The following is a 25283-nucleotide window of genomic DNA, read 5'->3' on the forward strand; positions in this document are numbered from 1 at the left end:
CGTGGCGCTCATCTTGGGCGTCGTCGTCGGCCAGGTCGGCACCAAGGCCAAGATCTTCAACGCCACGATCGACGACGCGCAGATCGTGTACGACGCCGTACGCACGGTCGACCGCGACATCCAGGAGCTGCAGAACGCGCTGCTGATCGCGAAGGAGCGGGGTCCCGGCGGGCAGGCCTTCCTGCTCGGCGACGAGGAGCTCACGAACAAGCTCGAGGCGCTGTCGCTGCAGATGCCGGACCTGCAGAAGGTCTACGCGTCGAACCTGTACAACATGCCCGACAACGTGGTCGCCAACACGCTCACGTTCTTGACCGAGGCGGATCTGCTGTACAAGCAGGTCAAGGAGCACGTGCGCAAGGCGAAGACCGAAGCCAAGGCGCTCGCCGCCGGACAGCAACGGCTGCAGAAGTTCGGCCTGCCGACCCGCTATGGCGTCGTCGTCGACATCGCCAAGGGCGACGACGCGAAGGTCGCGCCGGTCAAGGCCCTGTTCGTCGAGTTGGGCGATCCGATCTGCGCCGACGGCAAGCCCCACCCGGAAGGGTGCGGCAGCGAGCCGCCGACCGGCTTTTTGTACCGCCCGGCCGAGTTGGGTCCGTGGGGGCGCAAACAACTCGCGACGCCGGCGGGCAAGGCGATCCCGGCGGGGCGTCTCATCCCGCTCGGGTTCGACCCGTCGCCCGCGCTCGAAGCGCTGTTCAAGGGCGGCGAGGCGACCGTCGCCGAAGTCGCCTACATGAACCGCATCAAGGACATCGACGCGAAGGTCGAGGACCTGCTCACGCGCGGCAAGGATCTCGAGAAGAAACTCGAGAGCGTCGCGGCGACGGGCAAACGGTTCACGTTCTTCCTGTAGGCCGCCGCCCGACCGTTCCGGCGCGCGCCGCGCGCGTGCGGCGCACCGGCGGGGCCCCGGCCGGGCGTGTCGCCGAACGTCGGCCCTGTGCCGCCCCCGACGTCCCCGGGAGTCGCGACACCACGCGACGAGCGCGGTTGCGGGACGCCAGCACGCGAGGCCTGCCGCAGCACGGCATTGCGGCGGCACGCGATCGCGTGTGCGGAATCCGCGCGGCCCTACGGCAGTGGGAACGTCAGGTTGCGCACCGCGCGTCCGTCGACGCGCTCGACGCGCGCGGCCTGGCTCACGGCGTGGTCGAACAGGAGGTGCACGGTGATGCCGGCCGGGATGGGCGTGCCGCCGGTCTGCAGTGGCGCGGTGAACTGCCACCGAGTCGTATAGCCCGACGGGCCCGGCAGCCCGGGGGGATCCCACTCGTCGCGCGACAGCGTCACGTTGCAGTTCGGATTGCCCAGTTCGTTGATCGCGTCGCCCTGCCCGTTGGCTCCGTTGATGTCGAAGCCGAAGAACACGACGCAGTTGCCGCCGGACAGCGACGTGCCGATGCCGCCGATCGGCTCGTTGAACGTGATCGTCACGACCTGCGTCACGGGATCGCGCTGGGCGCCGATTACCGACACGTCCGCGTCCGTGGACACGGTGAAGAACGGCGCCGCGAAGTCGCCGACCGCGAACCGCTCACCGACCGCGGCGACGGCATGGAGCGCCAGGTTGTACTCGTGGCCGAAGTCGAGTGCCAGCGGCGACAGGTTGATCGTCAAGCTGTCGTCGCGCACCGACAGGGCCGACGTCGGCACGGCGATGCCGACGCCCTGTTCGTCCATTAGCAGTACGTCGACGGTCGGCTGGATCGGCAAGTTGAACAGCACGTCGATCTTCCCGGTCGGCTGCACCACCGCGGGGGTGGCGCCCCCCGCACCCGCCAGCTGCGCGATCGTCGACGCGCGCACGGTCAGCGCGGTCGCGACGTCGCCGTCGAGGACCACATCCGGCGTCGGGTCCAGCGACCGCAGGTTGAACGCGGCGTCGCCTCCGGAAAACTCGTCGATGCCGTCGCCGTCCGCATCGAGCGGAGGCAAGAACACGAGCAGAGCATCGTTGACGGAGCCGAGCGCGAAGAAGTCCGGCAAGCCGACCACGGTCGCATACCCATCGCCATCCGTCTGGACAGCCTGCGCGATCTGGCCCCGCGCGACCGGCGGGCCGCCGGAGAAGTCGACGTACTGCACCTGGAGTTCCACGCTCATCGGATACCCGCTCACGGGGGCACCGAACTGATCGAGCACGCGGAATCGGAAGTTGCCCGACTTGGGCAGCAGCCCGATCGGCCCGAGCGTGAGCGTGGCGTTGCCGACCGGATAGTCGCCGGCCGCCGACACGAGCGTGCCGCGAATGAACGCGTCGTTGTAGCCGTCTCCCCCGGTGACGGTGACGATGACGTCGCCGGCCGGCACGCCGGTAAACCGGAACGTCCCGGCCGCGTCGGTCGCCTCCGGGTCGAACACACGCCCCCCGGCGAGCAGTGATACGGATACGCCCTCGAGCGGAGCCCTCGTCTGCGCGTCGACGACGATCCCGCCGACCGATCCCTCCGGGTTGACGTTTCGTACGCTCACGGCGTCCCCGCCGCACGCCGCGGTACACCATGCTGCCGTTACAACGAGTCGAGTCCTTCGAATCATCGCGCCTCCATTGAGTCTGGTCACAGCGGTCGCGTTACCCCCAGCACCACGATGCGCCGCCCCGAGTCGAGCCCGCGCGACCGCGACAGGATGACGGCGACGGTCGTCACCGTCGCCACCCCCGCCGCCGCGCGGACCGCGTACCAGAAGTACTCGTGGTCCGGGTCCCACACCGCCCACGGCGCGGGTCCCTCGCGCTCCGGCCGGGGTGACCATTGCGCGACCCGGACCACGGCCGCGCCCACGTCCACCGGATTCGTCCCGGCGGCGCGGCCAGCCAGCGCTCCGCTGCGCAGGTCGTAGACGTGGGCGGTTACCCGCGTACGGCGTCCGTCCGGCTGCAGCGTCGCGAACACGACGGCATCGACGCCGAGCCGCGACCGCAGCGCGCGCATCGCCGCGGGCGCGGTCGATCGGCCGACGCCGTCGCGCACGGCCAACACGGCATCGGGGACCGCCACCGGCGGCTGCGGTACGGACAGCACGACGTCGGCCGGCGTCGCCGCGTCGACGGTGACCTCCGCCGTCGCGGTCGGTACCCCCGCCGCGACCGCGCTCACCACGTGCGGACCCGCCGCCAGGTCGTCTACCACGACCGGTGCCCGGCCGCGCTCCTCGCCGTCCACGTAGATGGTCGCGTCCCCGCCGGACACGCGGACGCGCAGCTGGCCGGGCCCCAGTTCGGCAGCCAGCAGCCCGGCTTCCAGCACGACGTCGGCCATCTGCGGCGGGAACACCTTCGGGTCGTACTCGGTCTCGGGAGCGAGTGCGAACACGTGCGCGAGGGCCGCCTTGGCACCGGGGTCGTCCCCGTTGAGGAACCGCGCGATGGCGAGCTGGCGGTAGGCGGCGACGAGCCGGTGCGGGCCGCCGTCGCGCAGCGCGAGGTCCGGCAAGTTGTCGCGGTATGCGGCGATCGCCCGCTCGAGCGACGCGATCGCGGCGTCGAGGTCGAGGTCGGCGACCTGATCCCGGGCGGCGCGCAATGCGGCGTCGCCCTCGGCGAGGCGCACGTCGGGCGCCGGCGCGCCGGTCGGCCGCTCCGGTGTCAGCACCGCCGTCGTCCCGTCGCCGCGAATGCCGCGGGCCAGCGCGTCCTCGATCTGGCGGCGGCGGCCCTCGGGCACGCCGGGCGCCGGCAACACCACCACGTACATCCGCCGCGGCGCGGTCCCGCGCCGCGCGGCCCGCGCAGGCGGGGCGAGCCCGCCAAGCAGCGCGGTCGCCAACGCAACCGGCACCAGCGATCGCCCGGCGTTCACGTGCCGATTGTAGCCCGGAACCGCGTCAGCCGGGCGCGCACCCGCGAGCGCCTGGCCCTCGCTACTTGCCGCCGCGCAGGATGCGGTCGACCGCGTCTTCGTTGGACTCGGTCAAGGTCGTCGAGCTGTTTTCGTCCTCGACGACGGCGTCAATGATGCGGTTGTCGTCGCGCTTTTCGGGCGCGCGCTCGGCGCGGCGATCGTGAATCCACCGCTCGACGCGCGCGTCCGACAGCGCCAGGCAAAACGTGCCGTAGAAATCGAGGCGGTTGATCGCGCGCAAGTAGTACTTGTCGTCGCGCCACTCGACGTGCTTGATGCGCTGATCGCCGTATTTGTCCTCCTCGAATACGACCTTGCCGGGACCGTAGCGTCCCTCCATCGCCTGGTGGAAGTACGCGAACGTTCGCTTGCCCTCCGGAAACATCCGCGCGTCGAACGCCAGGTACATCTTGTACAGCTCGCCGTCGACGAAGAAGAAAAACCGCCGCTGGTTGATGTTCTTCTCCGGGTCGGACTCCCAGAACACCAACATGGCCTCGTCGTTTCCGTGTGCAAACTCCGTGTCGATGATCGACACGTCCCACGTCTTCTTCTTGCCGTCGAACTTGGTGTAGCTGGCGTAGATGCGCTTCTTTTCCTTCTTCGCCTTCTCGCGCAGCTTGTCCTGCTCGTAGACGTCGGTCGTCGCGGCGATCTGGTCCTTGTACTTTTCGTCGATGCGCTTGTAGAGAACTCCGAGCACCTGCTTGGGCGACATGCCGAACTCGAAGCCGTTCATCAACTCCCCGATCGCCTTGTGATCGACCGCGGGCGCCGCGTCGGACGCCTGGCTCCGTGCCCCCCTCTTGTGTTTCTTCTTTTTGCCCTTGCGGGCCTTGGCCGCCGCTTCGGGCATCCCGCCGGTCACCGGTCCGGATGCGATGGACAGCGCGAAGCCGCATGCGAGAGCCCAGAGCAATTTGGTGTTTCCGATCATGAACAGGCCTCCGAGTGAACGCGCCGGCAGCCGCCGCGCGGCCTGGGGCAAGTGTACTGGGAGATGCGCGGATCGGCTACCTCGAGCCACCGCACAGCCGAGCCGGGGCCGCGCCGGCGCCCTCGCGGCGATCCCGACGCGCGCGGCGGCGCGTCTATTCACGCGGGCGTGCGCGGCGGCGCGCTACGGCCGCAGATCGACCGCCGGTCGCTCGCGCGCGAGCGACTCGGATGCCCCGGTGAGCACGTCCGGCGTCACGATGATGTCGGTTTCGCGGCCCGAAATCGAGCCGTGGCAGCCGGCGCACACCGCGTCGAACAGGTCGGTCGCGACCCCCATGCTGACGGCCTCCCCCGGCCCGAGTTGGTGCGTCTCGGTCATCGACAGCAGCGTCGCGCCCGACGCGTCCTCGAGCGCGAGCACCACCGGGCGGCGCGCCGGCAACAGCATGCGAACCGAGCCGTCCGGCTCGAGCGGCGCGCGGCCGATGAGCTCTCGCTCCTGGTAGATGCCGTTGACGTTGCCCGACGTCGTGCCCGGCGGAGGCGCCTTCTCCAGGTAGACCGCCAGGTGAGTCGCGCCGGCGTACGCGTCGCGCGGGCGGCCGCGCCGCAGGTTGGCGGTAAACAGGGTCATCGTCGTCGGCGCGTCGATCATGTGCAGCAGTGCGGAGTCCTCGCCGCCCGTCTCGCTCGGCTGTGCGCCGCCGCCGAACACGAGCTGGCGCCGGTTGATGTAGCCGGCGTGCGGCGGTCGCTTGATCGCGAGCACCGCCTCGACCTGCTGGCCGGGGCCGGACACGAGCACCTGGCGGTCGGGCGTACACGTCGCGCCGGGCGCCGGAGGCACGCACGGCCGCGTGTAGACGATGTCGAAGTCGATCGACGTGAGCGCACCGAGGTCGCCAGTGAACGCGGCGTACGACACGATGATGCCGCCGTCGGGCGCCGTCGTCGGCGACCGGTAGGCGCCGACGGTCGCCGTGCCGACCCGACCCGTCGCCGCCGGATCGACAATCGTCATCGACTTGAGGAACCCCTCGTCGTCACGCCCGGCCTCGAACGGCCCGACGCTGCGATTGAAGATTGCGAGCGTTCCGGCGCCGGCGCGCGCGCCGCGATCGGACAGAATCAACAGGAAGTTCCCGTTGGAACCTTCCCGGATCTCGGTGGCCTGCTGATAGTCCACCGACGGGCAGGTCGCGTCGAGATCGCGCAGATCGCAGAATTTCGATTGTGCCCGCTGCGCGAGCAGCGGGTGGTAGTCGGTGAGATCCCAATTGATGCGCCGGCCGCTGATCTGGTAGAAGCCGTCGCTCACCTTCTCGGTGGACATGATCATGCGGCCTTCGCGCATGAACGCCGGCGACAGCTCGCTGTTGAGCAGCACGGTCACCTGTTCGGGGTTCGATCCGTCCGCGCGCATCCGCCAGATGTCCGATTGCGGCAAGAACAGCGCGCGCGACACGGTGCCCGCACGCGACGTCGCGAACGCGATCCACTCGCCGTCCGGCGACCACGCCGGGTCGAAACGATGAACGAGCATCCCGTCGACCCGGTCCGGGAACCCGTCGGGGACGATTTCGGTGCATCCTCCCCCGTCGATGTCGACGGTATAGATCCGCCGCGGGTCGTCGGCGGCGACGCGCATCGCGAACGCGATCGTCCGGCCGTCGATGTTCACGTCGGGGCCGCTGATGTCGCGGGTCGCGCGAGTCCCGGGACACCCCGCCAGCAGGTCGACCGGCGCGCCGACCGCTGCGATCGAACCATCGGGTCCGAGCGTGAGATCCGCGCGCAGCAGCGACGAGCCCGGCTGGTACGTGTCGAACTCCAGCGGCGTGGCGACGTGGTCCTCGTCGCGGTCGACATAGATCATCGGGATCGTATCGCCGGGTTCCATCGGCGTGACCTGTCCGGCCGCCAGCAGCTTGTCCCGTTCGATGTCCACCCAGCGCTGGAAGGTGCAAAACGGCGTGGCGGTGGCCGGGTCGTAGTCGGCCGGGCAGGCCGACGGCAGCGACGGGCCGGAGCCCGCGGCCACGAGCACGGCGCCGCCCCGGTGACGGATACCGCCGTCGGACGCGAAGATGCCCTTGGCCACCGCACGGCTGGCGCGCGCGTCCGCAAATTCCATCGCCATGAAATCGTTCTTGAGCAGCTCGTAGTTCTTCTCCAGCGCCACGGCGGAGAAGAACCCTCGGCTGCCCGAGCGAAGCTTCAGATCGTTGAACGCCTGCGGGCTGTGGCACGCCTCGAACGAACAGCCGCGGGAAAGCAGCAGCGGTTGGACGTGGTCGGCAAAGAACTCCTTGCCCGGATCCCCGTCGCCGAACTCGATCGCGCCGACCTTCTCCGCCCAGCCCCGGATGGTCTGGTAGTCCGCATCGTCCCGGCTGCCGAAGTGGTCGCCGCCGGTGTGCGCGTAGCCACCCGCCGTAACGGCGAGCGGTCGGTTTAGCAGTTCGGAGTTGTCGACCTGCGCGTCGACGAACGCCTGGGCCTGGCGGAAGTTGAACGCCAGCTGCCGGTCGTCGTCGCCGCACGTGATGTAGAAGTCGGACTGCCCGGCGCCGTGACAGTTGCCGCTGTTGCACCGCTCGAGCACCGGCATGACCTCGTCGCGGAAGCGCGCGAACTCGGGGTGGGCGCGGACCTCCATCTCCGTCGCCGCGTCGAAGTCCGGCGGAACGTCCGGCGAGCACGGCCCCGTGCCGTCCACGGGGGGCGACGGCGGAGGCAGGCCGTTTTCGGTCGCGCCGCGCTCCATCCACGTCTGCAAGGTCAAGTAGGCGGGGGATCCGACCTGGAACACGGGGCCGCCGGAGTGCGGGATGTCCAGGCACAGGAACTCGCCCCGGTAAGGAATCTGCACCTCGCAGGTCGCGCCGACCGCCTTGACGAGCAGCAGCGGGATCGGATACGCGCCGAACGATCGCAGCACGTCGCGCCGCTTCTGCACGTTGTCGAACGACGTGAGGTCGAGGTTGCCGGCGGTGAACGCGAACGGATCGTCCGGGTCAGCCGCGTGGCAGCCCGCGACGTTGCGCACGCACGACTGCGCGAAGATCGGCGCGATCGTGTCGTCGTAAAACGTCGTGCCCGGGGCCGGCTCATCGGTGCAGGCCCCCAGGGCCACCCACGAGCACACGAGCAGCAGCAGGCGAGTCGAACGCATCGGTTGGATCGTACTCTAGGTCGAAAAGGACTGCGGCGGGCTCGAACGCAGTGCAATCGAGCCCGCCGGCGTAGGAGGATCTAGGTAGGGCGCACGCCCACCTTTTCCCTCACGTCATCGTGAAACGGCTGCTGGCGCATCGGGGCTCATCGCAGCTGCGACAGCGCCACGCGCGCCACGCCGCGCACGAGCCCCGACGGGTCGGTCAGCGCGGCCTCGAGGACGCCGCGCGACGCCGGGTCGCCGATGCGGCCGAGCGCCCACGCCGCGTTGCGGCGCACCGCCGCGTCCGCGTCGGACGCCACCAGCCGCTCGAGCTCCGCGCGGGCGTCGGCCTGCCGGAACCGGCCGACGAGCGACGCCGCGGCCCGACGCACCGTCGCGTCACGGTCGGCCAACAGCGCCACCGCGGGCGCCGCCGACGTCTGGCCGCGAATTTCTCGCCACGCCGTCACCGCCTCGCGGCGCACGGCGGGATCCGGGTCCTTCATCGCTGCCGCAAGCGCCGGGTTCGCATCCGGGTGACCGATGCGGCCGAGAGCGCGCGCGATCGCGACGCGCGCCTCGGCGTCGAGATCCGTGCGCACGATCGCGGCCGACAGCGCCGGAATCGCCCGGACCAGTTGGAACGCGCCGAGCGCGTCGGCCGCATTGCGCGCCTTGATCGAGTCGTTCATCTGCAGGTACGCCAAAGAGCGCTCGGCGATCTCTTCCATCTGCGCCGGCCGAGCGGCGAACCACCACGCGGCCGCCTCGCGCACCTCGTATTCGGGGTGATCGAGAAGCTGCATCATGTCGGGAATGCAGCTCGCGCAGAACATGAACTCCCCGTGCTCGATCTGCGAGACGATCGCGGACGGCACGCCGCTGGCGATCGCGCGGCGCAGCTCCGCGACGGTGTGTCCGGGGTCGGCTGCGGCCGGCGCCGAGGTGGCGACCAGCGCCAGCCCGAGCACCGCACCGACGAGCTTCTGGGTCAGGGTCTCGTGCGTCTTCATGGTCTTCCTCCGTGGTCAGTACTGCGCGCCGGGCGCGGTCTCGCGGGTGTAGAACTGCACGCCGCTGTCGATGGCCAAAATGAGCGCGTAGTACTCGTCCGGGGTGAGTTCCTCGCCGCCGACGTCCACCGGGTGGATGGGCCCGTCGAATGCGCGGACGTTCGTGTCCACCGTCGGGAACAGCTGCGGCGGGTTCAGCTTTTGAATCAGAATCGAGTTGCGCGCCTGGTTCGGGATGGCGTACACGGGCATGTCGCCCATCAGGACGAGGTTGGGGTTGTCCCGTTCGAGTTCCATCATGTCGGGCCCCGCAATCGACAGGTGCGACGCGCTGTAGCCCGACATGATCGCCTCGCCGACACCGTAGTCGACCTTGTGGCCGCGCAAGTCGAAGGTGATCGTCTGCATGTCGCCGGTCTCGGTATCCATGATCGTGATCGACTTGTTCGCCGGTCCGGGAGTGCCGTCGTGGCAGCTCACGCACTTGGCGTTGAAGATCGCCTGGAGCGCGCCGAGCCCGCCGGGGGCCGCGGGATCGTCCTCGCCCCACGCGGCGCCGCGAATCTTGTCGATCGAGTAGTCGGTGGACCGGCGCAGTTCGCGCGGCAGGTTCATGTCAATCGGCCCGGCGGCCACGGCCTGGGTGATGCCGGGCTGGATCACGGTGGTCCCGGCGCGATCCTCGTGGCAGCCGCCGCAGAACCGCGACTCGCCGGGGTTGCCCGAAATCCAGATCGGCTCGGACGCCAGCGCCATGCCGAACTTGTCGATCGGTTGCTGGTGCACCGGGATATTCGCCGGGATGATCGCGGCCCACGACCCGTCGGGGAACACCGGCGCAATGCCGAGCTGCGCCGAGCCCTCGTGCCGGGTGAGACCGAACTTGCGCGGCACGCCCTCCTCGGACGAGAACCCCTCGAGGATGCGCACGCCGTAGACGGAGCCGGGCTCGAAGTGCTCGATCGTGGACTCGTACACGTTCATCGAGCCCAGCAGCACGGCGTCATCGGCAAACCCGTTGCTGCCGGACGGCTCGATCACCTTGGGCGGAGTCCGCGCGACGAGCGGCTTGGCGAACACGTCCCAGTAGGTCGGGTCGTTGAACACCGGACGGCGCTTGCCGTCGGCGTCGAGCAGGTAAATGCCGAAGTCCGGCGTCAGCCCGGCCTCGCCGAGCGTCATGTCGTCGACGGGGCCGTCGGCCCACGACACCAGCAACGTCGGCTTGTCGGCGCGGGTGAGCGGGTACGCGTCGTAGTAGCGGCCGACCGTGAACTCGGACGGTCCCTCGCCCCGCGGCACCAGCGGCGTGAGGATCTGATAGCCGGCGTTGGCCTCGGCCATGCGCCGGTCGGCGCACACGTCGCCGTCCTTGAACAGGCCCGACTGCGCCTTGGCGGGGTCGTCGTTGCACGGGTAGCTCTCGCCGAGTCGTACGTCGACCAGCGCGCCCGACTGCAGCGTTCGGTTGCGCGACGTCGCCACGGTGACGATGCGCCCGGGCGCAACCTCGACCGCCTTGAGATACGAGTTGGCGACCCCCGTACCCTCCTTGCCGTACGCCTCGCGGACGACGGTCATGTCCGGGTTCATGATCACCAGGTGGCCGGCGTTCATCTCGCCCAGGTGGTCCCACTGGGTGAGCAGGACGCGGCCGTCGGACAGCGCCGTCGGGTAGACGCGGTGCGACAAATTGCGCGCGCCGAGCACCATCTCGGTCCCGTCCTCGTTCATCGTGCCGACCTGGGTCGTCACGCGGCGCTCGTACTCGTCGCGGAACTGGGGCACGCCCTCGTCGGCCTGCACGTTGTCGTTGGTCATGAAGAAGATCTTTCCGCCGGCCAGGAAGATCGGATAGACGTAGTCCACTCCCTGGTCGCCGGTGAGCTGCGTGACCTCGCGACTGGCGAGGTCGAGCACGAACAGCGCGTAGCGCTGGTCGCTCGACAGCTTGGCGGAGAACACGATCTTCGTGGCGTCGAAGCTCACGTCGTACCAGCTGATGTCCATCGTGTCGGCGAACTCGCCGACCTGCGTCTCGTCGCAGCACAGCACCTCGACCGCACCGTCCGCCGTCGGCGGCGACAACCGGATGAGCCGGGCGCCCGGGTAGTACGACGTGTACTGGAAGATGTCGCCCATCCCGCCGCTGGCGCTCACCGGCCGCTGCAAGATGACGATCGACTCGATGCCCTCCGACTCGAAGATGTCCTGCCCCGACGACCCGCAGGCCATGAGCAGGCTGATTCCGACAGCTAGGGTGATGCGTTTCACGGCGTGCCTCCTGGTGTCCACACCGCGATGTACAGCAAGCGCGATGCCAACAAAAAACGCCGGAATTCCAACGCACTCCCGCCAGGCCGCGGGGGCCACGAGCCGCGCCGCGCGCACAGCCCAGGGGGCGATGGCCCCCAACCCCGAGGCGCTCGGCCGCGTCACGCGCTGCGGGCCAGCGCGACCAACTCCGCCAGCGCCACCAACGCCTCGACCGGCGTCATCGCGTTGGGGTCGAGCGCGGCGAGCCGCTCGCGGAGCGGATCGACCGGCGGCTCGGCGGGCGGCGGCGGCGCCTGCGCGGCGGCAAACAGGTCGAGCTGCGCGCCTGCGCCGAGAGAGCGCGCGCCTTCGAGTTCGCCGAGGATCTGGCGGGCGCGCGACACGACCGGACGCGGCAACCCGGCGAGCCGCGCGACGTCGATGCCGTAGCTGCGATTGGCGCCGCCCTCGACGACGCGGCGCAGGAACACGATCTCGCCCGCATGCTCGCGCACGGCGACCGATACGTTGCGCACGCGCGGCCGCGCCTGCGCGAGTGCGCACAGCTCGTGGTAGTGGGTGGCAAACAGCGTGCGCGCGCCGATCGCGTCGTGGAGGTACTCGGTGACCGCCCAGGCAATCGATACCCCATCGAACGTGGACGTGCCTCGGCCCACCTCATCGAGGACGACGAGCGAGCGGCGCGTGGCGCCGGCGAGGATCGCCGCCGTCTCGCGCATCTCGACCATGAACGTCGACTCGCCGCGAGCGAGATTGTCGGCCGCGCCGACCCGCGTGAAGATGCGGTCGACGATGCCGATGCGCGCCGACCGGGCCGGGACGAACGAGCCGATCTGCGCCAGCAGTACGATCTGCGCGACTTGGCGCATGAACGTGGACTTGCCCGCCATGTTCGGACCGGTGACCACGAGGATCTGATCGGTCGCCGTGTCCAGCCGGCAGTCGTTGGGGACGAACTGTCCGGCCGGCACCGTGCGCTCGACGACCGGATGGCGCCCGTCGACGATGTCGATGACGTCGCCGTCGTCCACCTCGGGGCGCACGTAGCCACCCGTGTGGGCGACCTCCGCGAGCGCCGCGCACACGTCGACCGTGGCGACTCGGCGGCCGGCCTCGACGAGGGCCGCCGTGTGCGCGCGGACACGCTCGCACAGCGCCGCGAACAGCTCCTGCTCGCGCGCCAGCAGCGTGTCCTGCGCCGCGACGATCTTGGCCTCGAGCCCGGCCAACTCCTCGGTCACGTAGCGCTCGCCGGTCGCGACCGTCTGCTTGCGCACGTAGTCGCCCGGTACTTTGTCGAGGTGAGCGCGCGTGACTTCGATGTAATAACCGAACACCTTGTTGTATTTGACCTTCAGCGACGGAATGCCGGTGCGTTCGCGTTCCCGCGCCTCGATCGCGAGAATGGCGTCCTTGCCGCCGGTGGCGAGCCGGCGGTTCTCATCGACGACCGCGCAGTACCCGTCGCGGATGAAGCCGCCGTCGGATGCGCGCGCCGGCGGCCGGTCGACGAGCGCGCGGCCGAGTTCGGTTGCCAGCTCGGCCAGCGGAGCGAGCAGCGCGTCGTCGTCGACCGCAGCCAGCAGATCCGGCGCGCCGAGCGCGCGATCGGAGGCGCTGCGGATGCGCGCGACCAGCTGCGGCAGCCGCTCCAGCGAGTCGCGCAACAAGCCCAGGTCGCGCGGAGTCGCGGCATGTAACGACACGCGGCCGGCGAGGCGCTCGAGGTCCGCGACGTGGCCGAGGTCGCGCCGCAGCGCGTCGCGCAGGGAGGCGCGCTCGACGAGGAACTCGACCGCGTCGTGGCGGCGGCGGATGTGTGCAATGTCCGTGAGCGGATACAGCAACCAGCGCCGCAGCAGGCGTCCGCCCGGGGCCGTCCGCGTGCAGTCGAGCACGCCGAGCAGCGAGCCGTCCTTCTTGCCGCCGATCAGGGTGGCGCACAGCTCGAGGTTGGCGACGGCGGCCTCGTCGAGCACGACGGTGTCGGCCGGCTCGTAGACGTGTAGCCGCGCTAGCGGCAGCGCCCCCGCCGGCTGGGTATCGCGCGCGTAGGCGAGCGCCGTCGCCGCAGCCTGCGCGGCGAGCGGCCGGTCGGCCAGGCCGAGGCCGCGCAGATCGTCGGACAGCGCTCGCTCGAGTTCGGCGGCGACCGCGTCGTCGTCGACCGGAGTAAACGGGCTGTAGACGCAGCCCGGGTGGCGCGCGCGCACCTCCGGGTCCTCGCACAAGATCTCGCGCGGATCGACGCGCGCCAGTTCGCCGGCCAGCGCGTCGAGCCCGACGATCTCGGTGGCGCAAAACTCGCCGGTCGACGCGTCGAGGTACGCGAGGCCGAACCGGTCGCCGGCGCGCGCGATCGCCGCGACGTACCGGCCGACCTTGGGGTCGAGCACCTCGTCGTCGAGGACGATCCCGGGCGTGATGACCCGCACGACCTCGCGCTTGACCAGGCCTTTGGCCTTCTTGGGGTCTTCGGTCTGCTCGCACAGTACGACCTTGTGGCCCAGTTCGGTGAGCTTGGCGATGTAACCGCGCGCCGCGTGGTGCGGCACGCCGGCCATCGGCACGCCGTCGTCGCGACCCTTGTCCCGACTCGTGAGGGTGAGGTCGAGCTTGTTGGCCGCGAGCACGGCGTCCTCGAAGAACATCTCGTAGAAGTCTCCGAGCCGGAAAAACAGGATTGCGTCCGGGTATGCCTCCTTGATCTGGAGGTACTGCCGCATCAGCGGCGTCTCCGACGGCTTGCTGCGGGCCATCGCGGCGGGTGTACCGCAGCGGTCTGACGCCGCCAGCCGGCGGCCCGCCGGTCACAGCCGAGTCACGTACGCGATGATGCGCTGGCGCTTTTCGAACTCGGCCTTGGCCCGCAGCGCATCCGTGTGCGTCGCGTAACGGCCGAGCCGGACGCGGTACCAGACCCCCTTGCCCGGCACCGTCGCCTCCGTGATGTACGGCTCGTAGCCGGCGGCCGTGAGCTTGGCGTGAAACGCCTCGGCCTCCGCGCGGTCCTGAAACGAGGACAGCTGTAGCGTGAACCGCGGCCGGCGCGCCGGTGGCGCCGCGGCCGCCGGCTGGGGCTTCGCCGCCGGCTCCGGCTTCGCCGCCGGCTCGGGTTTCGCCGCCGGCTCGGGCTTCGGCTCCGGCTCCGCCGCCGGCTCGGGCTTCGGCTCCGGCTTCGCCGCCGGCTCGGGCTTCGGCTCCGGCTTCGCCGCCGGCTCGGGCTTCGCCGCCGGCGCAGCCGCGCGGTCTGCCGCCGCGGCCGCCACCGGGCGAACATCGGGAGTGACGAGTTCGGTCGGAAACGCCAGGTCGTCGTCCTCCGCGGCGAGCTGGTCGAGCGCGGCGAGCGGATCGCGCTCCGCCGACGTGTCCGCTCGGTCCGCGACGTGGCTGCGCGCCTCGAGGCGCTTGCCGACCATCACGCCGAGCACGAACACCAAGCTGGCGATCACCGCCCCGCCGAAGAACAGGTAAAAGATCTGCCGGCCGTCGAGACTGACCTCGATCTTGTCCTTGAACAGGTCCGCGTCGTCTGCCCGCATCGCGCCAGATGTACCCCGCCGGGGCGACGCGGGCAACATTTCGGCCGCGCGCCCTTCGCGGCCGCGCCCGGGCCGACGCGCCGCACGAGGTCACGCAGACGACCGGGCGCGGTCGCGCCGGCTACTCGATGACCGCCGTCGGGTCGACGCCGAAGTTTTGGTGGGTAGCCGACGGAATCACGCGAACGATCTTACCGCGAGTGAACGCCGGCGTCGGATCGTCGCCCGCATCGAGTATCCACAAGTTGCCGTCGGGTCCCGGCACGATGCGGACGGGAAGCGCCAGGTCGGCCTGCACCGTCATTGGCGCGAAGCCGCCGCCGATGCGAATGCTCAACCCGTAGCCCGGAAAGACCGGCGAAAACGGCGGCAGCCCGCCCTGCCCGTCGCCGTGACACGCGGCGTCGCCGGTCGTGCTGACCTGGACGAGGTGCATGGTGAACACCGGGTTGCGGAAGCGAATCGCGTCGACCGTGACCGTCTCGAACGGGTCCTCGCCGTCGGCGAGCTCGCGCGGAACGCACTCGCCGCTGTCGTCGAGCACCAGTTGGCTCGTCTTGTCGATGGTGTGATCGATCGTCGTGGCGCACGGGTTCGGCTCCACGTCCGCGAGCCCGTCGCCGCTGCACGGCGGCACGCGCAGCGGGATGCGGCCGACGTGCAGCGGATTGCCCGCCGGGTCGTCGATGCACTGCCCCGTCGCCGGATCGACGATGCGATTGTGCAGATAGCCGGTGATGCGGGTGGAGTCGATCGCCGCACCGATGACGGTGAACGCCTCGCCCGCGTTGACGCGATATCGCTGGAGCGCCGGCGTGCAGGCCTCCGTCGGCAGCGGCCCGAAGGTGCACAGGCCGTCGCGGTTGCAGTAGGCGCCGTCTGCGCAGCCCGGGTCTTCCGCGTCGGGGTCGCACGTCATCACGCACCGCTTCGGACCGGGCGCGCGGCTCGGGTCGCTCACGCACGCCCACGAATACGGCGACGGCTGGAGCACGTCGTCCTTGGGCTGCTGGTCGAGCGGAAACACCTGCTCGTAGCGGGCGAGATCCGCGCACTGGGCGTCGCTGTCGCAGCCGTCCAGCGGCGTCGTGAGCAGCGTGACGAGCCGCTCGGCGAGCGTCAGGTGCCCCGCGTAGGTTTCGACCGCGGTGTAGCGGCGCTGCGACACGAGCAGGTCGCGGCATTCGTGCAGCAGCGCGTCGGCGTCCTGCGCGGGGAAGCACAGGCCGGTGGACACGGTGCTGTCGGGATGGAACACGCACTCCTCGCCGACGCTGCAGTTTGCATCGCTCGAACACCCCATCAGCGTGACGACGTCGTACTCCTGCACGCCCATGCCGCAAAACGGCGCCGCGCCGTCGACCAGGAGCACGTCGTCCCCGTCCTCGAGAACCACGCCGACGCGCACGGTCGGCCCGTCCTCTGCGAGCGCCTGATCGTCGAGCGACAGCTGGCCCTCCCACGCGATCACGAACTCCTCGTTGCGCGCCGCCAGAACGTCGGGAAACGCGTACTCGCGCACGAGCGGCGGCGCCGACATCTCCAACTCCGACACGTCGTCGCGCGACATCGTCGACTCCGTCCCGAGTTCGCACAGCACGCGGCGGCCGACCGGTAGAAGCGCACGGCTGCGATCGAACGACATCACATCGAGGTCCAGCAGCTGCGCGACGCCGTCGCGCGCGCGCACGCCATACTGGGTGTTGCTCGCGGTCGAGTTGACGCTGGTCGAACAGGTCGTGGGCACGTACGAGCGTTCCGTCACCGCATCGCGCGGCTGGTGCGGGATCGCCAGCGGCATGTCCACTGCGAGCGGATCGTCGCTGCGCTCGGAGTCGAGGTAGTGGTCGTCGTCGACGTTGACGACGTGCACCAATCCGTCGGAGGTCGTCACCATCGCGAACGTGCCGACCATCGTGAGCGGAGCGCGCGCGGTGTTCGAATCGACCGGTTCCGCGGGCACGTTCGAGTAGATCGCGACGTCCAGCGGCGACGCATCGCGCGGGAATCGGATGCCGGGGCCGCGCGCCCCGGCGCGACGCGGCGGCGTGCGCGAGTCGCCGACTGGCATGCACGCGAGGAAACCGCGATCCGTCACGTCGTGGAGGTAGCGCGGGTCGACCTGGGTGTCGCATTCGACGCCGTGGGTGACGTCGACGACGCGGATGCTGCGGTCCGTACCCACGCCGTAGACGAATCGGAACGCGCCGGCCGAGTCCGCGGGGTTGCCGAACGAGGCGTTGCCGCGCGCGCCGCCAGGGTAGATGACGCCGGTCTCGGCGAGGCGGCGCAGTCCGACCGGACCCTCGAGCGGAATCGAGGTCGCCGACGTCGGCAGGCCGGCGTCGTCGAGCGATACGACCGCGAGTGCCGCCGCGTTTTCGGCACCGATGAACAACCGCGAGCCGTCCGCCGCCACCAGCACCGCCCCGGGCCGCGGCGCACCGCTGTCGGTCCCGCCGTCGGGCCCCGCGTCGGCCGGCCCCGCGTCGGCCGGCCCCGCGTCGGCCGGCCCCGCGTCGGGCCCGCCCGCGGCCGTCGCGCCGCCCGCGCGCGCATCGCCGCACTCGACCGGACAGTCGAGGTCCCCGCCCGCCACGACGGGCGTGCCGTCCGCGCCGAACCGGATCGACGCGACCACGCCATACCCGGTGCCGCCCGGTCCGCCCGTCGGATCGATGACCGCCACCGCGTGGCACGCCGGGTACGCGACGTACAGCAGGCCCGTCGGTTCGGCCGGACACTCCTGCGCGGTCGCCGGCAGCGGAGGCTCGGTGGCCATCATCCTCGGCCGCGCGCGCAGCACGTCGCCGGCTGCGGTCACGATCGCCGCGCGCCGGACCGACGCCTGCTGCTGGACCGCGGCGACCGGGTCCACGATCGACAGGTCGCAGGTCCCGGCGTTGGCGACGGTCAAAAAGCAGCCCGTCTCGTCCGTCGCGATCGACACCGGCAAGCTGCCGACCGGGAGGGAGTTCTTCCCCGGGACCAGCGGGTCGGAATCGATCACGACCCCGGCCTGAATGTTCACGCTCATGTCGACGACGGCGACCGTGCCGGTCTCCGATTGCAGCGCGAATCCGTACATCCCCGGCGTCACCGCCGGACTGGGCCCCGCGTCGGCGCCGCCGCCGGCCAGCCCGCCGAAGCAGTTGTCGAGCGGCTGCGCGGTGAAGATCTCGCTGCCGTCGTCGAGCACGAGCCCGCCGACGCACGCGAACGCAAGGTCGGTCGGCCGGTCGAGGTTGCGCGGCTCGGCCGCCGGAAACTCCTGCGAACACGCGAGCGCCGCCGCCCCGGCGACCGCGCACGCGAACGCCGCCCGCCGCATCAGTCGTCCCCCAGATCCGGCTCGCCGAGCCGGACGACGACGCGGTTCTCGGTCGGCGCACCGGGCGTCAGATCGATGACCGCGATGGTGTTTTCGAGAAAGTTGGTCACGTACATCTGTTTGCGCGCTTCGGACACGGCAATCGCGTGCGGCCCGCGTCCGGCGTTGACGACCGCTTCGAGCGTCGCAGCTTCCGGGTCGATCACCCACACCTGGCCGTCCCGAAAGCAGCTCACGTAGGCGCGCTCGCCCGCGCCGACGTCGGCGACGGCGACGATCCCTGCCTGCGGGCACAGCTCGGTCGCGATCAGCACCTCGTTGCGCGGGCGCCCGTCGGCGTCGTCGGACGTGTCGACGGTGATGAGGGTCGGCGGGTTCCGGTTGATCACGTGCGCGCGGTCACCGCCGGCGGAAAATGCGATGCCGCGCGAGTCGTCCGCCGGGAACACCGTGTTGACGAAGAAATAGTCGGTCGGGGCCAACAGCGGAAATCCGCCGTCGAGTGGCTGCTCGACGTGCAACATCTGAACGCGCGATTCCACGCGGCTGGTGACGTACACGAGGTCGTCGGCGGTGCCGGGGCGGCGCCCAGCCACGCCGACCGCGCCGCGCAAGCCGTTGACGCGCGTCGTGAAGAAGCCGCCCTTGACGTCGGCGAGCACCGGCGGCTCCGAATCATCCGGCGGGGTCGCGACCAGCGATACGTTGCCGGTCGTGAGATGCGCGACGACGGCGTAGCCGTTGTCTCCGTCCACGAAGATGCCGAACGGCTCGGAGGTGAGCGTTCCCTGATCGGGGTCGCCGCGCAACTGGGTGATCTGGTGGCGCACGTCACAGCGCGGGTAGTCGCCGGATCCGCCGCACTCGAACAACTCGCTGGCGGGATCGAAGTCCACCCAGGTAATTGACGGGTCGCCGCGCACCGGCAAGAACAGGCGCACGCGCCCGTCGGCCAGCGTTTGCGTGCCGATGTCGCCGGCGAAGTTGCCGAGGCGGACGGTGGCGCCCGGCACCAGGAACGCCGCGCCGTCGCCGTCGGCCTCCTCAGGGCACACGACCGTCTCTCGCACCTCCGGATCCTGCGCGCAGCCGGCGGGGACCTCGCCGTCGTCCACCCAACGCCGGACCAGCGCATCGACCACGTCCACATCGACGAGCTGGAGGCTGCTGGACCCATACCGCAGGTCGGAGTTGGCGTTGCTCACGAACAGATAGCGGTCGTCCGGCGACAGCGCCAGGCCGGTCGGAAAGTAGAACGCGTCGGCGGGCGGCCGGACGTCCTCGGCGCTCGCCGGGCAGCCCGCCAGAGCCAACCCGAGCGGGATCACAGCGATGGCGGCGCGCATCGGCTCCATGCGGGTGATTGGATTCGCGCCGTGCGCGGCGGGTTGCCCGCGGTGCGTCATTTCGCGCGCGCCTCCCCCGCCAGCGCCGCCTGCGCCGCCGCGACCCGGGCGATCGGCACGCGGAAGGGCGAACACGACACGTAGTCGAACCCTTCGACGTGGCAAAACTCGACCGACGACGGCTCGCCGCCGTGTTCGCCGCAGATGCCCACCTTGAGCTTCCGCTTGACGCCGCGGCCCTTGTCGACCGCGATGCGGATGAGCTGCCCCACCCCCTCACGATCCAGCGCCACGAACGGGTTGTTCGGCAGCAGGCCGCGGTCGAGGTACTCGCTGAGGAAGGTGCCGGCGTCGTCGCGAGAAAACCCGTAGGTGGTCTGGGTGAGATCGTTGGTGCCGAAGGAGAAGAAGTCGGCGTGCTCGGCGATCCGGTCGGCCACCATGCACGCGCGAGGCAGCTCGATCATCGTACCGATCAGGTACGGGATGTCCGCGCCGGCCTCGGCCAGCACCGCGTCCACCTCGGCCGCGACGAGCCGGCGGAGCCGCTCGAGCTCGCCGGACACGGACACGAACGGGATCATGATCTCGGGCTGGACGACGACTCCCTCGGCCGCCGCCTCCACCGCCGCCTCGGCGATCGCGCGCGCCTGCGTCTGATAGATCTCCGGGTGGCTGATCGCCAACCGGCAGCCGCGGTGGCCGAGCATCGGATTCACCTCGCGCAGCCGGTCGACCGCCGCGGCGAGCCGTGCCTCCGCCACGCCGAGTTCGGCCGCGACCTCGGCCATCTCCGGCCCGGGGTGCGGCAAGAACTCGTGCAGCGGTGGGTCGAGCAGCCGGATCGTGACCGGCAAGCCGTCCATCGCGCGGAAGATGTCGGCGAAGTCCTGCCGCTGCATGGGCAGAATCTTGGCGAGCGCCGCGCGGCGACCCGCCTCGTCCTCCGCGAGGATCATCTGGCGGACCGCGAGGATCCGTTCTGGGCCGAAGAACATGTGCTCGGTGCGGCACAGGCCGATGCCCTCGGCGCCGAACGCCCGCGCGGTGCGCGCGTCGGTCGGCGTGTCCGCGTTCGTGCGCACCTTGAGGCGGCGCGCCGCGTCCACCCAGCCCATCAGCGTGGCGAAATCGTCGTCCAGCTTCGCCGGAACCAGCGGCACGGAGCCGACGAACACCTCACCCGTGCTGCCGTCGATGGCGATCGTGTCGCCGCGCCGCACCGTGACGTCCCCGGCGGTCATCTCGCCGCGCGCCAGATCGATGCGGAGCGCGGAACACGCGGTCACGCACGGTTTGCCCATGCCGCGGGCCACGACGGCCGCGTGGGACGTCATGCCGCCGCGCGCCGTCAAGATGCCGGCGCTCACCTTCATGCCGGCGATGTCCTCCGGCGACGTCTCGACGCGCACGAGGATCACGCTGTCGCCGCCGGCCGCGAGCTTCTCGGCCTCGGTCGCGGAGAATGCCACCTTTCCGATCGCCGCACCGGGCGATGCGTTCAGGCCCTTGGCGATCGGCTCGGGCCGCGCGTCCGGGTCGATCGTCGGATGCATCAGCTCGTCGAGCTTGGCCGGTTCGAGCCGCTGCACGGCGGTCCGTTCGTCGATCAGCCCCTCGCGAACGAGGTCCACGGCGATGCGCACCATCGCGCGCGCCGTGCGCTTACCGGTCCGCGTTTGTAGCATCCACAACTTTCCGCGCTGGATCGTGAACTCCACGTCCTGCATGTCGCGGAAGTGGCGCTCGAGCCGCTCACACACCGCCTCGAGTTCGCGATACGCTTCCGGCAGCTCCTCCGCCAGCCTGGCGATCGGCTCGGGGGTGCGCACGCCGGCGACGACGTCCTCGCCCTGGGCGTTGCGCAGATACTCCCCGTAGATGCCCGGCTCGCCGGTGGACGGGTTGCGCGTGAACGCGACGCCGGTCGCGCTGTCGTCGCCGAGGTTGCCGAACACCATCGCCTGCACGTTCACCGCGGTGCCGAGCGACTCCGGGATGCCGTGCATCTCGCGATAGATGCGCGCGCGGGGCGTCTGCCACGACCGGAACACCGCGCCGATCGCGCCCCACAACTGCTGGACCGGATCTTCCGGGAACTGCGACTCGGTGCGCCGCAGGATTTCGATCTTGTAGTCGGTCACCAGGGACTTGAGCGCGTCCGCCGGAAGGTCCGTGTCGCGGTCGACGCCCACCTGCGCCCGCTTGGCCTCGAGCAAGCGCTCGAACGGGCTCGGTTCGGACTCCGACTCGGCGGTGACGCCCATGACGACCTCGCCGTACATGGCGACGAACCGGCGATAGCAGTCGTAGGCGAAGCGCGCGTCGCCGGTCTGCGCGGCCAGCCCCTGGACCGTCGCGTCGCACAGGCCGAGGTTGAGGATCGTGTCCATCATGCCCGGCATCGAGACGGGCGCGCCTGACCGCACCGACACCAACAGCGGGTTGTCCGGGTCGCCGAACCGCGCGCCGACCAAGTCGCCGACCCGCGCCAGCGCTTCGGCGACCTGTTTGTCCAAGCCGTCGGGATAGGTCTGGTCGTGCGCGTAGTAGTAGGCGCACACGTCCGTCGTGATCGTGAACCCCGGCGGCACCGGGATACCGAGTGCAGTCATCTCGGCGAGGTTGGCTCCCTTGCCGCCGAGCAGGTCGCGCTGGTCGGCGCGGCCGTCGGCCTCTCCGGCACCAAAACGATAGACGTATCTGGGCATGGCTACACCGCCAGGTGTCGAAAGTCGGCGATTCGCGCGAACGCCGAGTGGATCGCAGACAGCAGCGCGAGCCGGTTGGCGCGCACCGCGGGATCCTCGTCGAGCACGAGCACCTCGTCGAAGAAGCGGTCGACCGGGTCCTTGAGCGCCGCGAGTTCGCGCAATGCCGCGCGGTAGTCGCCCGCGGCGACGTGGCGCGCCGCTTCGTCGCGGACGGCGGCGAGCGCGTCGAACAGCGCGCGTTCGGCCGGCTCGGCGAGCGCCTCGGCGTCCGGCTCGCCGGCCGCCGCCTCTCCCTTGAGGATGTTCGCCACCCGCTTGAACGCGGTCGCGAGCGGCTCGAAGTCGGGGCGGTTCCGCAGCCCGGCGACCGCCTCGGCGCGGGCGGCGGCGTCGGGCACGTCGAAGAAGCCGGCGGCGAGCGCGGCGTCGACGCAGTCGGCCGGCAACCCGCGCCCGTCGACCAACAGGCCGCGCAAGCGCACGCGCAGGAACTCGAGCACGTCGTCGACCGGCACGGCGATCTCGTGCTCCGCCGCCGCCGCGCGCACGAGCGCGTCGAGGCCGACGCGCCAGCCGCGGTCGAGCAGAATCGACAGCACGCCGAGCGCGGCCCGCCGCAATGCGTACGGGTCGGCCGATCCGGTCGGCGTCAGACCGACCGCGAAGCAGCCCGCGATCGTGTCGATCCGGTCGGCGATCGCCAGGCACGCGCCGGCGTCGGTCTGCGGCAGCGCGTCGCCGGCCCCGCGCGGCAGGTAGTGCTCGCGGATCGCCGCACACACGGCGTCCGGCTCGCCGGCCAGCCGCGCGTAGTGGGCGCCCATCACGCCCTGCAGGTCGGGAAACTCGCCAACCATGTGCGTCACCAGGTCGGCCTTGCACAGCGCGGCCGCGCGCGCGACCGCCGCTTCGCTGCCGGCCGGCGCGAACGTCGCCGCGATCCGGGCGATGCGGCGCACCTTGGCGCCCACCGTCCCGAGCTTGGCCTGGAACACGACGCCGTCGAGTCGCTCGGCCCATTCGTCGAGCGAACGCTTGCGATCCTCCTCGAAGAAGAACCGCGCGTCCGCCAGCCTCGCCGCGAGCACCCGCTCGTTGCCCTGGCGGACGACGTCCACGTCGCGCGTGATCGTCCCGGCGATCGTCGCGAACCGATTGGTGAGCGCGCCGTCGCGGGTCTCCATCGCGAAATAGCGCTGGTGCGAACGCATCGCCGAGACGATGACCTCTTCCGGCACGTCGAGGTAGGCGGCGTCGAACTGGCCGCACACGCCGACCGGGTACTCGACGAGGAAACACACTTCGTCGACGAGTGCGTCGTCCCGGCGCACCCGCGCACCGGTCTCCTCCTCGATCCGGCGCAGTTCGCCGCGGATCGTGTCGCGGCGAACGGCCGGGTCGGCGACGACGAACGCCTTGCGCAGCGCCCTGAGGTAGCCGTCGCGGTCGCCGTCGAGTTCGATCGGGCCGGGCGCGAGGAAGCGGTGGCCGCGCGTCATCCGACCGGACGCGACCCCGCGGAACGTAAACGGCACGACCTCGCCGCCGTAGATCGCGACCACCCAGTGGACCGGACGCGCGAACGCCTCGTCGCGCCAATGCCAGCGCATCTGCTTCGGCCACGGAATGTCCGACAGCAGCGACGGGATCAGATCGGCCAGCACGGCGAGCGCGGGCTGGCCTGCCTCCCGCCGCGTGCACACCACGTACTCGCCCTTGCGGCCGTCGACCTCGGCGCGCTCGAGGTCCGCCACGTCGACGCCGTTTTTCGCCGCAAATCCGATCGCCGCCTTGGTCGGGCGGCCGTCCGCGTCGTAGGCGGCGCGCACCGGCGGTCCGACGACTCGCTCGGCGAGATCCGGCTGGCGGTCGGCGACGTCGACCACGGATACCGCCAGGCGCCGCGGCGTGCCGTACACCGCGACCGCTCCGTGCGCGAGCCGAGCGGCGGCAAGGCGCTCGGGCACCCGGCGCGCGAGGTCGGCGAGCGCGGCCGCCGCAAACCCGGCCGGGATCTCCTCGGTGCCGACCTCGACGAGCAGTTCACGCGGCATGGGGCATCGCCTCCCGCGCGGCCGCCAGCGCCGCCGCGTTGACGCCGCGGTCGAGGGCCGCATCGAACGCCGCCGCGGCGCGCTCTCCGACCGCCGGCGGCAACAGCGGGAACCGCCGCCGCGCGCGCGCGATCAGAAAGGCCTCGGCGCACCGCCGCGCCATCTGGCGAACCCGGCCGATGTAGCGCTGGCGCTCGGTCACGCTGATCGCGCCCCGCGCGTCGAGGATGTTGAACACGTGCGACGCCTTCATGCAGTAGTCGTACGCGGGCAGCGGAATGTCGGCCCCGACCAACCGCGTGCACTCGGCCTCGTACTTGTCGAACAGCTCGAAGCCGAGCGCGACGTCCGCCTGTTCGAAGTGATAGACGGAGTACTCGACCTCCGCCTGATGCCGAATCTGCCCGTAGGTCACGTCCGCGTTCCACCGGAGGTCGTAGACGTTGTCGCAGTCCTGCAGGTACATGGCGATGCGCTCGAGCCCGTAGGTGAGCTCGCACGTCACCGGCATCAGATCGATGCCGCCGGCCTGCTGGAAATACGTGTACTGGGTCACCTCCATGCCGTCGGCCCACACCTCCCAGCCGAGGCCCCACGCGCCGAGGGTGGGCGACTCCCAGTCGTCCTCGACGAAGCGGATGTCGTGCGACAACGGGTCGAGCCCGACGCGCCGCAGCGAATCCAAGTACAACTCCTGGACGTCGAGCGGCGACGGCTTGAGGCCGACCTGGAACTGAAAGTACGCCCCCAACCGGTTCGGGTTGTCGCCGTAGCGGCCGTCGGTGGGGCGACGGCACGGCTGCACGAACGCCGCATTCCACGGCTCGGGGCCGAGCACGTGCAAGAACGTCGCCGGGTGGAACGTTCCGGCGCCCACCTCGACGTCCACCGGTTGGTGCACGGTGCAGCCGCGCTCGGACCAGAACCGCTGGAGTTCGAAAATCAGGTCCTGCAGGTACATGAGGACGGCGCACTATACGGTCGCCCACCGAGGCGGTCAACCGGTGCTATACACTTGAAACCCTTGACGTTCGCCCGGCCTACCGGCTACCGTGG

General features: G+C 70.7%; 14 protein-coding genes. 1 reads left to right on the forward strand and 13 read right to left on the reverse strand.

Annotated features, from left to right (window positions below; all coding sequences use genetic code 11):
- The first annotated feature begins 1 nt into the window (after position 1).
- The gene (locus D6689_08170) at positions 2–859 is read left to right on the forward strand and encodes a hypothetical protein (protein ID RMH42417.1); all 858 of its coding nucleotides are present in this window, start codon (positions 2–4) and stop codon (positions 857–859) included.
- Positions 860–1077: 218 nt separating this feature from the next.
- On the opposite strand, the gene D6689_08175 is transcribed toward D6689_08170, so the two are convergent.
- From D6689_08175 to D6689_08235, 13 genes are all read right to left on the reverse strand, one after another.
- Positions 1078–2760 carry a carboxypeptidase regulatory-like domain-containing protein gene (locus tag D6689_08175; GenBank protein RMH42418.1) on the reverse strand — a complete coding sequence of 561 codons (1683 nt, stop codon included), beginning with the start codon at positions 2758–2760 and terminating at the stop codon, positions 1078–1080.
- Complete coding sequence (locus tag D6689_08180) at positions 2565–3806, reverse strand: PEGA domain-containing protein (GenBank protein RMH42419.1); 1242 nt, start codon at positions 3804–3806, stop codon at positions 2565–2567. The genes D6689_08175 and D6689_08180 overlap by 196 nt, the downstream gene beginning before the upstream one ends.
- A gap of 61 nt (positions 3807–3867) precedes the next feature.
- Positions 3868–4785: a hypothetical protein gene (locus D6689_08185; GenBank protein ID RMH42420.1), complete on the reverse strand. Its 918-nt coding sequence runs from the start codon at positions 4783–4785 to the stop codon at positions 3868–3870.
- Between the two features lie 183 nt (positions 4786–4968).
- Positions 4969–6687 (reverse strand): hypothetical protein, encoded by a 1719-nt coding sequence (locus D6689_08190; GenBank protein RMH42441.1) that lies wholly within the window; start codon positions 6685–6687, stop codon positions 4969–4971.
- 1421 nt (positions 6688–8108) lie between these two features.
- The gene (locus D6689_08195) at positions 8109–8960 is read right to left on the reverse strand and encodes a hypothetical protein (protein RMH42421.1); all 852 of its coding nucleotides are present in this window, start codon (positions 8958–8960) and stop codon (positions 8109–8111) included.
- Between the two features lie 15 nt (positions 8961–8975).
- The gene (locus D6689_08200) at positions 8976–11195 is read right to left on the reverse strand and encodes a hypothetical protein (protein ID RMH42422.1); all 2220 of its coding nucleotides are present in this window, start codon (positions 11193–11195) and stop codon (positions 8976–8978) included.
- Positions 11196–11395: 200 nt separating this feature from the next.
- Entirely contained in the window at positions 11396–13996 is a 2601-nt protein-coding gene (gene mutS, locus D6689_08205; protein RMH42423.1) for a DNA mismatch repair protein MutS, read from the reverse strand.
- 51 nt (positions 13997–14047) lie between these two features.
- A complete protein-coding gene (locus D6689_08210) occupies positions 14048–14821 on the reverse strand; it encodes an SPOR domain-containing protein (GenBank protein RMH42424.1) in 774 nt (257 codons plus the stop codon).
- An 82-nt stretch (positions 14822–14903) separates the two neighbouring features.
- Positions 14904–18113: a hypothetical protein gene (locus D6689_08215; GenBank protein ID RMH42425.1), complete on the reverse strand. Its 3210-nt coding sequence runs from the start codon at positions 18111–18113 to the stop codon at positions 14904–14906.
- The gene (locus D6689_08220) at positions 18113–19594 is read right to left on the reverse strand and encodes a hypothetical protein (protein RMH42426.1); all 1482 of its coding nucleotides are present in this window, start codon (positions 19592–19594) and stop codon (positions 18113–18115) included. Before D6689_08220 ends, D6689_08215 begins: the two co-directional genes overlap by 1 nt.
- Complete coding sequence (locus tag D6689_08225) at positions 19516–22170, reverse strand: pyruvate, phosphate dikinase (protein ID RMH42427.1); 2655 nt, start codon at positions 22168–22170, stop codon at positions 19516–19518. Before D6689_08225 ends, D6689_08220 begins: the two co-directional genes overlap by 79 nt.
- Positions 22171–22172: 2 nt before the next feature.
- Positions 22173–24227: a glycine--tRNA ligase subunit beta gene (locus tag D6689_08230; protein RMH42428.1), complete on the reverse strand. Its 2055-nt coding sequence runs from the start codon at positions 24225–24227 to the stop codon at positions 22173–22175.
- Positions 24217–25188 (reverse strand): glycine--tRNA ligase subunit alpha, encoded by a 972-nt coding sequence (locus tag D6689_08235; GenBank protein ID RMH42429.1) that lies wholly within the window; start codon positions 25186–25188, stop codon positions 24217–24219. The genes D6689_08230 and D6689_08235 overlap by 11 nt, the downstream gene beginning before the upstream one ends.
- Positions 25189–25283: the final 95 nt, after the last annotated feature.

Source organism: Deltaproteobacteria bacterium (assembly GCA_003696105.1).
Classification (GTDB): Bacteria; Myxococcota_A; Polyangia; order Haliangiales; family J016; genus J016.

What these genes read in the sequence shown, in the direction of transcription:
- D6689_08200 (RMH42422.1), bottom strand. Translation starts at nt 11,195, where the DNA reads ATGGCCTGCGGGTCGTCGGGGCAGGACATCTTCGAGTCGGAGGGCATC.
- mutS (RMH42423.1), bottom strand. Translation starts at nt 13,996, where the DNA reads ATGGCCCGCAGCAAGCCGTCGGAGACGCCGCTGATGCGGCAGTACCTC.
- D6689_08230 (RMH42428.1), bottom strand. Translation starts at nt 24,227, where the DNA reads ATGCCGCGTGAACTGCTCGTCGAGGTCGGCACCGAGGAGATCCCGGCC.
- D6689_08190 (RMH42441.1), bottom strand. Translation starts at nt 6,687, where the DNA reads ATGGAACCCGGCGATACGATCCCGATGATCTATGTCGACCGCGACGAG.
- D6689_08225 (RMH42427.1), bottom strand. Translation starts at nt 22,170, where the DNA reads ATGCCCAGATACGTCTATCGTTTTGGTGCCGGAGAGGCCGACGGCCGC.
- D6689_08210 (RMH42424.1), bottom strand. Translation starts at nt 14,821, where the DNA reads ATGTTGCCCGCGTCGCCCCGGCGGGGTACATCTGGCGCGATGCGGGCA.
- D6689_08185 (RMH42420.1), bottom strand. Translation starts at nt 4,785, where the DNA reads ATGATCGGAAACACCAAATTGCTCTGGGCTCTCGCATGCGGCTTCGCG.
- D6689_08175 (RMH42418.1), bottom strand. Translation starts at nt 2,760, where the DNA reads ATGGTCACCCCGGCCGGAGCGCGAGGGACCCGCGCCGTGGGCGGTGTG.
- D6689_08215 (RMH42425.1), bottom strand. Translation starts at nt 18,113, where the DNA reads ATGCGGCGGGCGGCGTTCGCGTGCGCGGTCGCCGGGGCGGCGGCGCTC.
- D6689_08235 (RMH42429.1), bottom strand. Translation starts at nt 25,188, where the DNA reads ATGTACCTGCAGGACCTGATTTTCGAACTCCAGCGGTTCTGGTCCGAG.
- D6689_08195 (RMH42421.1), bottom strand. Translation starts at nt 8,960, where the DNA reads ATGAAGACGCACGAGACCCTGACCCAGAAGCTCGTCGGTGCGGTGCTC.